13 protein-coding genes are annotated in these 13,106 nt (G+C 43.1%); 6 read left to right on the top strand and 7 right to left on the bottom strand.

What is annotated here, in order from left to right; translation table 11 throughout:
- Nucleotides 1-92 precede the first annotated feature (92 nt).
- Both D0466_RS13365 and cax read right to left on the bottom strand, forming a co-directional pair.
- Entirely contained in the window at nt 93-911 is an 819-nt protein-coding gene (locus D0466_RS13365; protein ID WP_117323060.1) for a YfkD famly protein, read from the bottom strand.
- 568 nt (nt 912-1,479) lie between these two features.
- Nucleotides 1,480-2,544: a calcium/proton exchanger gene (gene cax, locus D0466_RS13360; RefSeq protein WP_117323154.1), complete on the bottom strand. Its 1,065-nt coding sequence runs from the start codon at nt 2,542-2,544 to the stop codon at nt 1,480-1,482.
- 224 nt (nt 2,545-2,768) lie between these two features.
- Here cax and D0466_RS13355 point away from each other — a divergent pair, with 224 nt between their 5' ends.
- Both D0466_RS13355 and D0466_RS13350 read left to right on the top strand, forming a co-directional pair.
- Complete coding sequence (locus tag D0466_RS13355; protein ID WP_117323059.1) at nt 2,769-3,968, top strand: MFS transporter; 1,200 nt, start codon at nt 2,769-2,771, stop codon at nt 3,966-3,968.
- Nucleotides 3,969-4,206: 238 nt separating this feature from the next.
- On the top strand, nt 4,207-6,129 hold the full coding sequence (locus D0466_RS13350) for a heavy metal translocating P-type ATPase (RefSeq protein WP_117323058.1): 1,923 nt from the start codon (nt 4,207-4,209) through the stop codon (nt 6,127-6,129).
- A 277-nt stretch (nt 6,130-6,406) separates the two neighbouring features.
- Here the strand turns inward: D0466_RS13350 and D0466_RS13345 are convergent, their stop codons facing one another.
- A complete protein-coding gene (locus D0466_RS13345) occupies nt 6,407-7,243 on the bottom strand; it encodes a YihY/virulence factor BrkB family protein (RefSeq protein ID WP_117323057.1) in 837 nt (278 codons plus the stop codon).
- 156 nt (nt 7,244-7,399) lie between these two features.
- The gene (locus tag D0466_RS13340; RefSeq protein WP_117323056.1) at nt 7,400-7,771 is read right to left on the bottom strand and encodes a YtxH domain-containing protein; all 372 of its coding nucleotides are present in this window, start codon (nt 7,769-7,771) and stop codon (nt 7,400-7,402) included.
- A gap of 257 nt (nt 7,772-8,028) precedes the next feature.
- Between D0466_RS13340 and D0466_RS13335 the strand changes: the two genes are divergently transcribed.
- The 4 genes from D0466_RS13335 to D0466_RS13320 all read left to right on the top strand — a co-directional run bounded on the left by D0466_RS13335 (nt 8,029) and on the right by D0466_RS13320 (nt 10,555).
- The gene (locus tag D0466_RS13335) at nt 8,029-8,253 is read left to right on the top strand and encodes a DUF1128 domain-containing protein (RefSeq protein ID WP_117323055.1); all 225 of its coding nucleotides are present in this window, start codon (nt 8,029-8,031) and stop codon (nt 8,251-8,253) included.
- 238 nt (nt 8,254-8,491) lie between these two features.
- Nucleotides 8,492-9,757, top strand: a complete 1,266-nt coding sequence (locus D0466_RS13330; protein WP_117323054.1) for a molybdopterin molybdotransferase MoeA — start codon at nt 8,492-8,494, stop codon at nt 9,755-9,757.
- Nucleotides 9,751-10,293 (top strand): molybdopterin-guanine dinucleotide biosynthesis protein B, encoded by a 543-nt coding sequence (gene mobB / locus D0466_RS13325; protein ID WP_233522654.1) that lies wholly within the window; start codon nt 9,751-9,753, stop codon nt 10,291-10,293. The genes D0466_RS13330 and mobB overlap by 7 nt, the downstream gene beginning before the upstream one ends.
- A 16-nt stretch (nt 10,294-10,309) precedes the next feature.
- On the top strand, nt 10,310-10,555 hold the full coding sequence (locus D0466_RS13320) for a DUF2164 domain-containing protein (protein ID WP_158555905.1): 246 nt from the start codon (nt 10,310-10,312) through the stop codon (nt 10,553-10,555).
- A gap of 106 nt (nt 10,556-10,661) precedes the next feature.
- Here D0466_RS13320 and map read toward each other — a convergent pair whose 3' ends face one another.
- The 3 genes from map to D0466_RS13305 all read right to left on the bottom strand — a co-directional run bounded on the left by map (nt 10,662) and on the right by D0466_RS13305 (nt 12,880).
- Nucleotides 10,662-11,408 (bottom strand): type I methionyl aminopeptidase, encoded by a 747-nt coding sequence (map, locus tag D0466_RS13315; RefSeq protein ID WP_117323051.1) that lies wholly within the window; start codon nt 11,406-11,408, stop codon nt 10,662-10,664.
- 317 nt (nt 11,409-11,725) lie between these two features.
- The gene (locus tag D0466_RS13310; RefSeq protein ID WP_117323050.1) at nt 11,726-12,241 is read right to left on the bottom strand and encodes a type 1 glutamine amidotransferase domain-containing protein; all 516 of its coding nucleotides are present in this window, start codon (nt 12,239-12,241) and stop codon (nt 11,726-11,728) included.
- Between the two features lie 354 nt (nt 12,242-12,595).
- On the bottom strand, nt 12,596-12,880 hold the full coding sequence (locus D0466_RS13305) for a late competence development ComFB family protein (RefSeq protein WP_233522649.1): 285 nt from the start codon (nt 12,878-12,880) through the stop codon (nt 12,596-12,598).
- Nucleotides 12,881-13,106: the final 226 nt, after the last annotated feature.

Genomic DNA, 13,106 nt, shown 5'->3' with positions numbered 1-13,106 from the left:
TGGCCCTGTTACTGGGTCAGCTTTTTTATTTTTCTGGGTTTTCCTGCACACCCCAAAAATAAACATAAAACCCGGCTCGTGGCCGGGCGATGTTACCTTGGAACTGTACTGGAAGTGAAACTAAACGATAGTAAATCCTGAATTGGTATCCATGCACCAATGCCCTGGGAGGTCACATTTTTTAACGCGATGGCACGTTTATTGCCTTTAAGTATCAGATAAACCTCTCCGTAGGTGACTTTTCCTTTCTCATTAACAGCCGAGGCATAAGCATTTAAATAGCCAAGTCTTTTGGCTGGGATGTTATACTCTTGGTCTTTTTTGGTTCCTGCACCAACAATTGTTTCAAACGCAAGGGGGAGATTCGTTTTTTCCGTTGCTTTTAAAAGCATCATTTTCTGAACGTCATCCGAAGCTGGGATTTTTGCGGTGAGTCCGCCCCTCACTGTTTTTTGGGCTTCCTGGACGTAATGGATCTTGTACGCTCCATTTGCGCCCCGGTTATCAAAATAGTTCGTATTGATTTTCTGGTATTCCCAGTTAGGCGATGTTTCTGCCGATTGGTAATTCAATGCCCAATGGCCCAAATAAATCGTGGCGCGATAGCCAAACGCAAATGGTGCTTTTGCAATATTTGATTCATTCAGCATATGGATAAGTTCAGGATTTTCGATCTTTGTACCTGAAGAAACAATCAACTGCTTTGCAAGCTCGCTCGGCTGCAAAAACGGCAGGTCCTGGGTAGGATTTGGATAGGTATTTTCCTTTGTGATATTCCGGACCGACGGCGGTACATTCACCTTAGACACTGCAGGCATTTCATCCAGTGCCCCCTTAGGGATAGCCGCGCTGTTGCCTGGTTGAAATGCAAGAGATAACAAAATCGTAAGAAGAAATAAAAGGCGTTTCATGATGTCTCACTCCTTTTAAGGTAATCTGGTTTATGTTTAGAATTCGCTGTGGCCCTTGTTTTTATTCGCTAAACCACAAGGTAACAAATATTAAAAACTATATTTGTAACAATATTGTAAAGTTCTGAATATTTACAATTTTACGCATATGTAATATACTTAACTTACCCTACAACAAAGGAGGCGAAATCATTCATACCTGACCATTCTGAAGGAGGTATGTTTATCGATTGATCCCTTAAGAACCATTGGCTATCTTGTAGCGGTTTCGCTTCGTGCTATACTTCGGGCAAAGGCGGGTGAATTTTCTAGAATTATTGAATTGTTTAGCCAGGCAAAAAACGATAATAATTTTGGATGAATATATGTACTTAACTTTTTTAAAACCATAAAATGACTCTGCAATCAAGACGTGCAGAGTCATTTTTTATGGGAAGCATAAAGCTTAACACAATCTAAGCGCAAACGTTCATTATATGCCTTCGACTGTGCCACCGTCCCATGGTCCTGAAACTTGGCGAACATCTTGGCATTTATAAATGCATCGCCATCGGCTGTTTTCTTATGTTTATAATAAGTAAAAACCTATCCCCATTATGATATAAGCCGCGAGTAAGGTAAGCCCCTCGAACCAGTTCGTTTCACCGTCATTTGAGATGATAACCATTAAAAATACAGCTGTAACCATGGTGATCAGTTCCGGCAGCGTAAAAACCAGAGGCATGGAAGTCGGGAACAATAAAGAAATCAAAACAAGCACAGGTGCAACAAACATCGCAACTTGGAGGGTAGAACCCACGGCAATCTCCACAGCGATATCCATTTTGTTTTTATATGCCATGATGATTGCCGAAGCGTGTTCCGCTGCATTACCGACAATCGCAACAATGATCACCCCGATAAATAGCTCAGACCATCCGAACGCTTCCCCTACTTCATGGAAGGTGTGGACAAGTTTTTCTGAAACATAAGCCACAGCAATTGTAGCCGCGGCAAGTATGGCCATCGCCTTTCCTTTTCCCCATTCTGGTTCTTCTTCATGTTGTACCTGTTCTGAGCCTTTTTCTGTAGACTGATATACCCCACGATGGGTAACAAGCTTAAAGAACAGCGCCGCAAGATACAATGCAATCAAGATCACGGATATTCCAATGCTTAGTGCCATCGTTTTCCCTTCAGGCATACCCTGTGAGAAAACCTCGGGAATCACAAAAGCTACAATAACGGCAAAAATCAATAATCCTGCATTGTGTCTTGCATCATATACATTGAATTTCTGACGCTTGTATTTCAATCCGCCTATAAAGAAAGACAAGCCTGCCACCAGGAGCAGATTTCCTAAAACTGAACCGGTAAGGGATGCCAGCACTACCCCGATCAAGCCAGCTTTTAAAGAAAAGATTGAAATGATTAATTCCACTGCATTGCCAAACGTAGCGTTAAGAAGACCTCCGATCCGCGGCCCCATCACTGATGCCAGGCTTTCTGTCGCTCTTCCCATAAATCCGGCCAGGGCGATAATAGTTAAACAATAAACCACAAACATCAGCACACTTGGCCAATGCAGGACAGAACCGATAACGGAAAGTGGCACACCCGCCAATACGAGAATGAAGAAAATTCTGTTCGCCATCTGATCAACCTCACCATTCAATAATTTCGATGATTGCATTATGTCATAATGTGTCCAAGCTACATCTTTCATTATGTACAACTTTACATTATTTCCTATTTTATTCAAAAGTCTCCCAGAATGCGCAGCTGGTTTTCTAAAAAACATATACCCTACTATTCCTTGCCTAACCCTTCCTTTTCCATGTAACATCAAATAGGCAGAACTTATTAGGAGTAAATCGCATGAATCAAAAAATACTGTTTTGGGTACTTGTAAGCATCGTTGGGATATCCGGTTTTTCACAAGGTATGCTGCTTCCGCTGATTGCGATCATTTTTGAAAACGACGGAGTCAGTTCATCACTGAATGGCTTTCATGCGACCGGCTTATACTTAGGAGTATTAGTGGCTTCTCCTTTAATGGAAGCACCGCTTCGAAAATTCGGTTATAAACCTCTCATACTTGTTGGGGGACTTGCGGTTGTCGTGTCATTGGCATTATTCCCGGTTTGGAAATCTTTTTGGTTTTGGTTTATCTTAAGGCTTGCTATCGGAATTGGGGACCATATGCTTCACTTTGCTACACAGACCTGGATTACCGCCATTTCACCAGACCATAAGCGAGGGCGGAATATTTCAATTTACGGGTTGTTTTTCAGTATTGGCTTTGCCGTAGGGCCATTAATGACAAAACTGGTTGAAACAAGCGAAGCCCTGCCGTTTATGCTGACATCCGCCATCAGCCTCATCACTTGGTTTTCTGTATTTCTACTGAAAAATGAGCGTCCCGACCATGACCATGACATTGAAACATCTTCGTTCTTTGGAACATTGAAGCGATTTTCGAAAGTGAGCAAATATGCCTGGATTGCCTTCCTTCCGCCGTTTGGATATGGATTCCTTGAAGCGTCCCTCAATGGGAACTTCCCTGTCCATGCTCTGCGTTCAGGGATAGAGTTGACCATGGTCTCACTAATTATTACTTCTTTTTCCGCGGGCAGCTTGCTTTCGCAAATCCCTCTCGGCATGATGAGTGATACATTTGGACGAAGAAAAATTCTACTATTTATCCTATTTTCCGGATTCTTGATTTTCTTGTGTGCGGGTTTTCTTTATGGCTCTGCGAGTGGATTACTAGTATGTTTCCTCCTTTCAGGCGTGATGGTGGGCAGTACCTTTTCGCTCGGAATCAGCTATATGGCTGACCTGGTTCCAAGAAATCTGTTGCCGACGGGTAATTTATTGTGCGGTATTTTCTTTAGTCTAGGCAGCATTTCCGGTCCCTTCATCGGCGGTTTCGTAATTGAATATCTAACAGGTGGCAGCTTCTTCTTCGTCATTAGTTTCATGCTCCTGCTGATCTTTTTCGCTCTTGCCCTTTTCAAAGATCAAGCAGTCAACTTGGAGGAAACAGAAGCGTTTGCCTCTCACAAAAATGGCTAGATCTTATGGTAAAACAATAAGCAAACTCCTTTTTTTTGAATAGAATGTATGGTAGTATCGATGTATTAAACAGAAATTTTAATCTTTTTTATGGGTACACGCTGTCATCGGCTTCGATGGCAGCTTTCGTCATTTTATGGGTAATGAAGTTGAATATCTTTCTCAATTAATAAAGAGACTGATAGCTTCATAACCCGTTGGCTGCAAGTTTGCCAGCGAAACTACAGGAGGGAATTATATGACAACAGAAACAAAACCATTGGCCTGCGAAAAGGAAGGGAATTCTTTATTCAATGAAAAAATCAAGCCCCATCTCGAACTGATTGCAGCATTAATAAGCGGTGTGCTAATTTTGACAGGCTGGATCTTATCGAAAAATGATATGGGCACAGCTTCCGTTGTTTCTTACTTGTTTGCATTTGTCATAGGCGGATATGCAAAAGCGAAGGAAGGCATTGAAGAAACGATCGAAAATAAAGAATTGAATGTTGAGATGCTGATGGTGCTTGCCGCTATCGGCTCGGCAATCATTGGATATTGGACAGAAGGCGCCATTTTGATCTTCATTTTTGCGGTAAGCGGTGCGTTGGAAACATACACGATGAATAAAAGCCATAAAGAAATTTCAGCATTGATGGACCTGCAGCCCGAGGAAGCCTTAAGAATCTTCCCAAATGGCGTGGAGGAAAAGGTTCCCGTCTCAAAGCTTGCCGTCGGCGATTCCATTTTGGTAAAACCTGGTGAGCGTGTTCCTTCCGATGGAGTGATTACCGATGGCCAAACAAACCTTGATGAAGCCGCAATAACCGGGGAATCCATGCCAGTGAGCAAGGCGGCGGGCAATGAAGTGTTTGCCGGCACGGTAAACCTGCGCGGCAGCATTACTATAGAAATTACAAAACCAAGCAGCGAAACACTATTCCAAAAAATAATAACGCTCGTACAATCGGCCCAGAGCGAAAAATCACCCTCGCAGCTGTTTATTGAGAAATTTGAAGGGACTTATGTAAAAATTGTTCTTCTGGTTGTTCTTTTGATGATGTTCCTGCCGCATTTCTTGTTCGGATGGAGCTGGACCGAGACATTCTACCGCTCCATGATTTTACTTGTTGTGGCATCGCCATGTGCCCTTGTCGCTTCCATTATGCCTGCAACATTATCGGCCATCTCAAATGGGGCACGTCACGGGATTTTATTTAAAGGCGGCGTCCACCTGGAGAACCTTGGAAATCTCAAGGCGATTGCGCTTGATAAAACAGGAACCTTGACAAAAGGAAAGCCGGAAGTAACCGACGTGATTATAAGAGAGGATATAACGGCCGAAGAATTCCTCTTCCATGTTGGATCAATCGAGGGCTATTCGAACCATCCTCTTGCCACTGCAATCGTCCGTTACGCAAAAGCAGCGATCAGCAAAGAACTGATAAGGCCTGAAGCAATGGAAGATATTCCAGGTTACGGCGTTCAGGCGCGGGTTGGCGGTGTTCAATGGAAAGTCGGGAAAGCTGATTTTGTCGGCCGTAAAGACGCAGAAGAGTTTCAGGGCGGAATGGCTCTTTCATTGAGCGCTGAAGGAAAAACGATCGTGTACGCTCGCGATGAAAAAGGGATAGCCGGAATCCTTACCCTAAAGGATCAAGTCCGCGCTGAAACCATTTCTGCCATAGAAGCTTTAAGGAAAGAGGGAATTTACACCGTCATGCTGACAGGTGACGGCGAGAAAACAGCGAAAGCGATTGCGGCAGAAAGCCATATGAATGAATATATCGCGCAATGCCTTCCTGAAACCAAAGTACATGAAGTGAAAAGGTTGAAAGAGCGTTTTGGCACGGTTGCCATGGTCGGGGACGGAATCAATGACGCTCCCGCCCTTGCAACCGCGTCTGTTGGCATAGCGATGGGCGAAGGAACCGATGTCGCGCTTGAAACAGCTGATGTAGTGCTTATGAAGAATGACCTGCCGCGGATTGCCGAGGCTGTAAAGCTATCAAAGAAAATGAACAAAATCATTAAACAAAATGTTATTTTTTCGATCAGTGTCATTATGCTGTTAATCGCTTCGAATTTCCTGCAGTTCCTTGATCTCCCTTATGGGGTGATCGGCCATGAAGGAAGTACGATACTGGTTATTTTAAACAGCTTGCGTTTGTTAAAGAGCTAAACGGAAGAGGCTGGCTCCAGAGGATCTCATTCCTTGTCGAGCCAGCCTCTTTTTATTTTATTTAAGGGAATATTAGACCATTACCATTTATTCCGCTTAATGATATCCGTTTGATACATTGGCTGAACCGGAAGGATGTTTTGGGCTTTTCTTGCCTTTCTGTTTTGTTTTTCCCATAACTATATGCCCCTTAAAACAAAGTGCGCTAAATATATCGAACTCTTTTCCAGTTTCCTCCCTTGGGAAGAAGAATTAACGTATGAAAGTATGGTTTTTTTTAACAGTTGGGTTTTTTCCGTTCACTTTTGATGGCATTGATTTCCCCGCCAATGATGATGATAAAACCGGACAGATAGAACCAAATCATCAGCACGATGATCCCGCCGAGACTTCCGTATGTTGACGTATAGCTTCCGAACTTTTCGACATAGAATGAAAAACCCAATGAAACCAGGCACCAGCCCACAGTAGCAGCCAGGGCTCCAGGCATCACGCTTAAACAGTTGATTTTTTTATTGGGCGCAATCCAATACAGCATCGTTAGAACGAAAAATAATACCAGGGAGCTAACCACCCAGCGCAGTGCATTCCATATATGTAAAAATTCGTCAGACAAGCCGAAGTTGGAAGTAAAAAAAAGGCCGATTTGCCTGCCGAAAACGGGCAACAGCAATGCCACAACAAACACAAATATCATCGCAATCGTAAGAATCATTGACATTGCTCTCGCAACTAAAAAATGCCTATTTTCTACTACCTTGTAAGCCCTATTAAATGCACGGACCATTGTGTTGATTCCATTGGATCCAGACCATAAAGTTGCAAGTATCCCAAAAGAAAGTACGCTGCCATTGCCTTGCATCACTTGATTGAGATTTCTCTCGATTACCTGCATGGACTCCTGTGGTGCATAGCTCCGAACAAGATTCAGGATGTCCTGAGGGGATAAAGATAAATATGGCAGGATCGAGACTAAAAAAAGCAAGAGAGGGAACAGCGAAAGCAGGAAGAAATAAGCTAGTTGGGCGGCCAATCCTGTCACGTCATCCCCGGACATGCGGTTGATTAAATCCAAAAAGAATGACGGCCTGCCCGATTCCTGTCTTTCTGTCATATTCCCACCTCTTTTTCATGCTACACCCACGCGGTTTGGTTTTTTTGCAAACACAGGCTAATTTCGCCACGTCCTTGCGTTTTCGCCTAGATGGCCCATTTCCGTGGGCGGGGTTTCGCCTTTTCAAAAGTTAGCCAACACACGAGTTTTGCAATATTAATGCATTACGCTTTCGTTTACATGATGAAGGCCATCCTCGGAAACGAAGGCATCCCTTGTTTCCCTGACCATGTGTGCCAATTGCGGAGGAATCTCTTTTATCTCATCCATGCGGGCAGAGATGAATGCAACATCCTCCGCAATATTTTCCATCGTTGTCCGAAGCTTGCTTGTCGCTTCCTTTACTTGATTCATGGTACTGTTCGGATGTGAGACCATGGTTTTCATATCTGTCATATACCTTCTGCTGCCATTCATCACAGAATCGCGCGTTTGCCTGTCTAACAGGCTGATTGCAGCACCCGCAATCGCACCATAAACAATGGCCTGCATAAATCTGTTTCTTCTTGTGAGCTGATAGTTGTCCATTTATGGAGCCTCCTTCTGATGTCATCCTGTACAGCAAGGGAGTGATGGAATTGATCGTTATTTAAATAAAATTTTGGAGAAGCTGAGGCGATATAATGTCATGCTGCTTCTTCCCCATTTATTATCTGCGAAAACCGCAATTCTTATGGTTGGTTAATTTTCGGGGTAACCTACTGAAGGCGAAATTTTTAGTACACAGTTGACTTATCGCGTCAATCATGAAAAGATGAAAATGAATTTCGAAAGGGGGATTTTATATGGATTTAACGAAAAATTCAGCGGAAAATGTGGAATACATAATTGAAGCGATAAAAGAGAAACTTAGGGTAATGAATATCGGTGCCATTAAATCCGCTCATTTTAATGCAGAAATGTACGAAGAGCTGGTAGAAATTTATGAAATGGTGATGAAGAAAAACAATTTCAGCCCGAACGAGATGCAGGCAATAGCGGAAGAACTCGGGAAGTTAAGGAATAAGTAATCTATAAGACAAACGAAAGAAAACAATCATAATCCAGACGGTCCCCACTGTCTGTTTTTTCTTTTTGTAAAGGATTTTCCTTTCTTAGCAACCTTTATTACATATTGTTGGGCATGACCGGATCATTACCATCCCGGGATTGATTTTGATATAGTTTTATTGTGTATCTAAGTGCAGCTGGCAAGATTCATATTTGAAATGGAAGGGCCCATTTATAAAAACGACGGGAGTGAAAGGCATGGTAGAGCGCAGGACACCGATCAGTGTGTCTGATGCAGTTGAGAAGGTAATGAGCAAGAAATTTGAGGGTGCAGTGGAATGGGTACCCATCAGCGATTGTGACGGCCGTTTCCTGGCTGAAGATATCGTTGCAACCCATGATGTCCCCCATTTCAATCGGGCACCTTATGATGGTTTTGCTTTAAGGTCCGTTGATACAGCCGGTGCTTCAAGGGAGAATCCGTTCGAATTCGAAGTCGTGGAAGAGCTTGGTGCAGGAATGGTACCACAAAAGCCTGTAAAGGAGGATCAGGCGGTTCGGATCATGACCGGGACGCAGATGCCTGCAGAATGCGATGCAGTCATCATGCTTGAGCTCACTGAAGAAATTAAAAAGGACAGCAGGATTTATATACGTTTCAAACGACCCCTGAAAAAAGGAGAAAATGTTTCTTTTAAAGGTGAAGATGCAAAAAAAGGGGATGTCCTTGTCAAAAAAGGCTCGATGATTAACCCGGGAATAAAAGCGGTGCTGGCTACATTTGGATATGATAAAGTTCCGGTGGCAAAAAAGCCTGTGATCGGCGTTTTTGCTACCGGATCGGAATTGCTGGACGTTTCTGAACCGATTGAACCAGGCAAGATCAGAAACAGCAATTCTTATATGATTTCTGCACAAATCAAACGTGCAGGCGCCGATGTTCTTTATTTTGGACAATTAGTTGACAATCTGGAAGTAAGCCTGGAGGCAATCCGTCAAGCTCTTGAGAAAGTCGACCTCCTTATCACGACAGGCGGTGTTTCAGTCGGTGATTACGACCTTTTGCCTGATATCTATGACAAACTAGGCGCAGAGGTCCTTTTCAATAAAGTTGGGATGCGGCCGGGAAGCGTCACAACAATCGCATCATTGGAAAACAAGATATTATTCGGACTATCCGGCAATCCCTCTGCTTGCTATGTGGGGTTCGAGCTTTTTGTAAGGCCTATTGTCAGGACGATGCTCTTTTCCGATAAACCGCACCTGCAAAAAGTACAGGCTATATTAGGCGCCGATTTCAAAAAACCAAATCCGTTTATGCGTTTTGTCCGTACTAAAATTACCTATAAAAATGGGCAATTGGCGGTTGTACCGAGCGGTATGGATAAATCAAATATAATCACTAGCCTGGCGGGATCCAATTCGCTTACCATCCTGCCTGGGGGAACGCGCGGGTTTTCGGAAGGAGATACGGTCTTTGCCCTCCTCCTCGATGATCAGGAAGGCAGCGTTTGGCCATGGTAGAACCCTTTATTTTCCAAATAGCTGGATTTCAAAATAGCGGCAAAACAACCGTGATTTCAAGACTGACCCGGCACTTAAATGAAAAGGGCATTAGTGTATCCGTACTAAAACACCACGGGCATGGCGGTGCGCCAGACCTGCCCGATAAAGACTCAACAAGGCTTTTTTCAAGCGGCGCACAGGCAGCATTAGTTGAAGGGGACGGAACCATCCAGCTTACTGCCAGCCTGCCATCAGGGTGTGATTTATTAAGCAAGAATATTGAAATCCTGTCAACGTTCAATCCGGACGTAATCATTATTGAAGGCTATAAACGAAAACCATTTCCGAAAGCATTAATTATCAGGTATGAAAGCGACCTGGTATTGCTAAGGGAGCTCGAAAACCTTCACGCGGTGATTTACTGGCCTGAAATGAGGGGATGTATGGAAGGCGAGATGCCGGGACTACCCGTCTTTGACATAAAGTTGGATGGCTTTAACGATTGGTTTGTTGAGCAATATCGATTTCAAGCTAACGGGCAGCAGAGAAAATGAACAAGTGAGGTGCCTTATGTTTATTAAATTCCCGCTGGACCAGAAGGCCGAGATGCTTCGCAGTATCCGGGAATATATCTCTCGAGAATATGATAAAGAAATCGGCGACCTGGCAGCTGAAAACCATTTAGAATTTATTATGAATGAAATCGGTCCGTATATTTTTAATAAAGCGATTCAAGACGCCAAAACTGTCGTTGAAGACAGAGTGATGATGGTGGATGAAGATTTAACATCGCTGGAACGGCCGATAAAAAAATAAAGTTATAATACCCAGAGTTGCCTCAATCTCCGGTTCAGGAAACAAATCAATGCCGATTAAACTGTACAATAAAACATCCAATGTAGCATTGGATGTTTTTTGTGTCTTATTGTTCGGTTAGGATCACCGGGCCATTTTTCGTTATGGCAATGGTATGTTCATACTGCGCGGAGTATTTGCCATCAGCCGTTGAAGCTGTCCAGCCATTTGGATCCCTTACAGATTGGTACGTCCCTACATTCACCATCGGTTCTATCGTAAAGACCATTCCTTCTTTTATACGCGGCCCTTTGTTGGGCAGTCCATAGTGCGGAACTTCCGGCTTTTCATGGATGGAGGGTCCTATCCCGTGGCCAATGAAGTCGCGTACGACCGAAAACCCCTCTGCCTCCACAAATGTTTGGATCGCATGTCCAATATCGCCGATGCGGTTGCCGGAAATACTCTGTTCAATCCCTTTATATAATGATTCCTTTGTCACTTTCAGCAAATGCTCCGTTTCCTCGGAAACAGTGCCGACCTTATAAGTCCAGGCCGAATCTGCCAGGGCGCCATTGTAATTGACAACCATATCGATCGTGACGATATCACCGTTTTTTAATGGCGATTTTCGTGGGTATCCATGGCAGATCTCCTCATTTATGCTCGCACAAGTGGCATATTCATAGCCTTTATATCCTTTTTGCTCAGGGGTTGCACCCGCTTTACGTAAATAATTTTCAACGAATTCTTCAATCTCCCAGGTCGTAATCCCAGGTGCAATCAATTTAGCGATCTCCCTATGGCATGCCGCCAAGATTTTTCCGGATTCATGCATGGCCTCGATTTCGCGTTCTGACTTCAATACGATCAACTATGACACTTCCTTTGCTGAAATAAGTGATACCTCCACGGGGGAAACGTACACCCTTTTCATTATGAAACTCTCTCTATTTTACTCTAAATAATACGGGATATGAACTATTAGGGTTTGAAGCTGTAACCTGTGGGATGTGTTTTTAATTATATATGGAGAAATCCTATCCGGGGTGAGTCAATATGGAAAATAGATGTGGCTGTGCCATGAGGGTACTGCCCCCATGGAAAATCTGCATTTAGACCATACATGAATACGGTCTGGATGCAGTTTGGGGACTGAACCCTTGTCATTTTGACACAGCCTTGTTTCAGTTAGTTAAGCAGGTTTAATGATTCACGGTTAAACGCCGGTATATCACGAGGTTCACGGCTTGTCACAAGCTGGCCTCCACAAACGACAACTTCTTCATCTTTGTAAGTGACACCCGCATATTCCATATCCACTTTAATTGATTTAAAGCCCGTGGCATTGCGGCCCTCAAGGGTCTTTGCCGTGATTAGCAGCTGCGGCCCATGGCATATTGCGAACACCGGTTTTTTCTCATCCATGAACGATTTTGCAAACGCGACAAAACGTTCATCCGCGCGAAGCTGGTCAGGAGAGAAGCCGCCAGGAATAAATAAAGCATCAAAGTCAGCAGGGGTTACATCATCAATACTCTCGTCGATGCTTACAGTCGCTTCTTTATTTTTTCCCGTAACTGTTTTTCCTTTCTCCTTCTCTATCGCGACCACGGTATGGCCCGCTTGCTGAAAGGCGTTTGCTGGTTCCGTGTATTCAGAGTCCTCGAACATGTTTGTTATGACGCATGCAATTTTTTTTCCCATGATTATTCCTCCTATTTTCTTAAGTAATGGTTAGACCTTATTTTTCTTCCCTTTGTTTTTGATATTAAACGTAATGTATAGATTGGTACTAAAAAAGCAGGACCATTTAATGCCCTGCCGTTTTCATAAGTTCAACATATGAATTTATAACTATGACCCATACATTTTAGGCAAGCATGTAAAACCAGAGTTTCACATGCCTTTGATTAAAGCTGAAAGGTTGCTTCAACTGCGTAGCGCCGAAAGCAAGTAGCTTTTCCTCTGCCTTTTCCATGGCTGCTTAAATGAGCCAAAATCAATAATATTCATTCTTCTATTAATGATAATTCTTTACTTAAGCTGGGCTTATACTACTTATTTTGTATCATGCTGCGGATATTTCCCGATCACATGAATGGCGCTGATGATGCGTTTATTGATCCACTGTCTGTTTTCCGGGGTGTTCAGCTGTTCATAAATCCGGTTTCTTCCTTCATCAGTGGTAACATAATGGCTCGGGAGTTTATTCAAGCTTAAAGCAATAATATCTCTTCTGCATTTTGCACACTTGCAAAATGTTTGGTATTCTGTCCCGGACATCAAGAAATTCACGATCGTGTATACAATCTCTTCCATTACATTTACATAATCTTTTTCCATTTACTCACTTCCATCACATATGGGTGAATTCCCTGACAAAATTCATATTCTATTTTTAACAGAAATAGGGCTAAGTTTAAATATGTTTTCAAACATTCCAACTAATTCCATTTTCGTTCTAAGAGTATCTCTTCACGCAACATATTACAATGAGCAAATAACTTAATCAAATTAAATAAAAAATTGGGCTTTGCAGCGGCAAAAATATATTTTTACAAATTTCGGA

This window comes from Peribacillus glennii, assembly GCF_003429105.1.
Taxonomy (GTDB): Bacteria; Bacillota; Bacilli; order Bacillales; family DSM-1321; genus Peribacillus; species Peribacillus glennii.
The sequence above is the reverse complement of the archived record's forward strand: the minus strand, read 5'-3'. Positions and strand labels throughout refer to the sequence as shown.

Bases quoted from the DNA above. Each gene is read 5' to 3' on its own strand.
- D0466_RS13335 (WP_117323055.1), top strand. From the start codon at position 8,029: ATGGATTTAACGAAAAATTCAGCGGAAAATGTGGAATACATAATTGAA.
- cax (WP_117323154.1), bottom strand. From the start codon at position 2,544: ATGGCGAACAGAATTTTCTTCATTCTCGTATTGGCGGGTGTGCCACTT.
- D0466_RS13350 (WP_117323058.1), top strand. From the start codon at position 4,207: ATGACAACAGAAACAAAACCATTGGCCTGCGAAAAGGAAGGGAATTCT.
- D0466_RS13345 (WP_117323057.1), bottom strand. From the start codon at position 7,243: ATGACAGAAAGACAGGAATCGGGCAGGCCGTCATTCTTTTTGGATTTA.
- D0466_RS13365 (WP_117323060.1), bottom strand. From the start codon at position 911: ATGAAACGCCTTTTATTTCTTCTTACGATTTTGTTATCTCTTGCATTT.
- D0466_RS13340 (WP_117323056.1), bottom strand. From the start codon at position 7,771: ATGGACAACTATCAGCTCACAAGAAGAAACAGATTTATGCAGGCCATT.
- D0466_RS13310 (WP_117323050.1), bottom strand. From the start codon at position 12,241: ATGGGAAAAAAAATTGCATGCGTCATAACAAACATGTTCGAGGACTCT.
- D0466_RS13305 (WP_233522649.1), bottom strand. From the start codon at position 12,880: ATGGAAAAAGATTATGTAAATGTAATGGAAGAGATTGTATACACGATC.
- D0466_RS13320 (WP_158555905.1), top strand. From the start codon at position 10,310: ATGTTTATTAAATTCCCGCTGGACCAGAAGGCCGAGATGCTTCGCAGT.
- D0466_RS13330 (WP_117323054.1), top strand. From the start codon at position 8,492: ATGGTAGAGCGCAGGACACCGATCAGTGTGTCTGATGCAGTTGAGAAG.
- mobB (WP_233522654.1), top strand. From the start codon at position 9,751: ATGGTAGAACCCTTTATTTTCCAAATAGCTGGATTTCAAAATAGCGGC.
- D0466_RS13355 (WP_117323059.1), top strand. From the start codon at position 2,769: ATGAATCAAAAAATACTGTTTTGGGTACTTGTAAGCATCGTTGGGATA.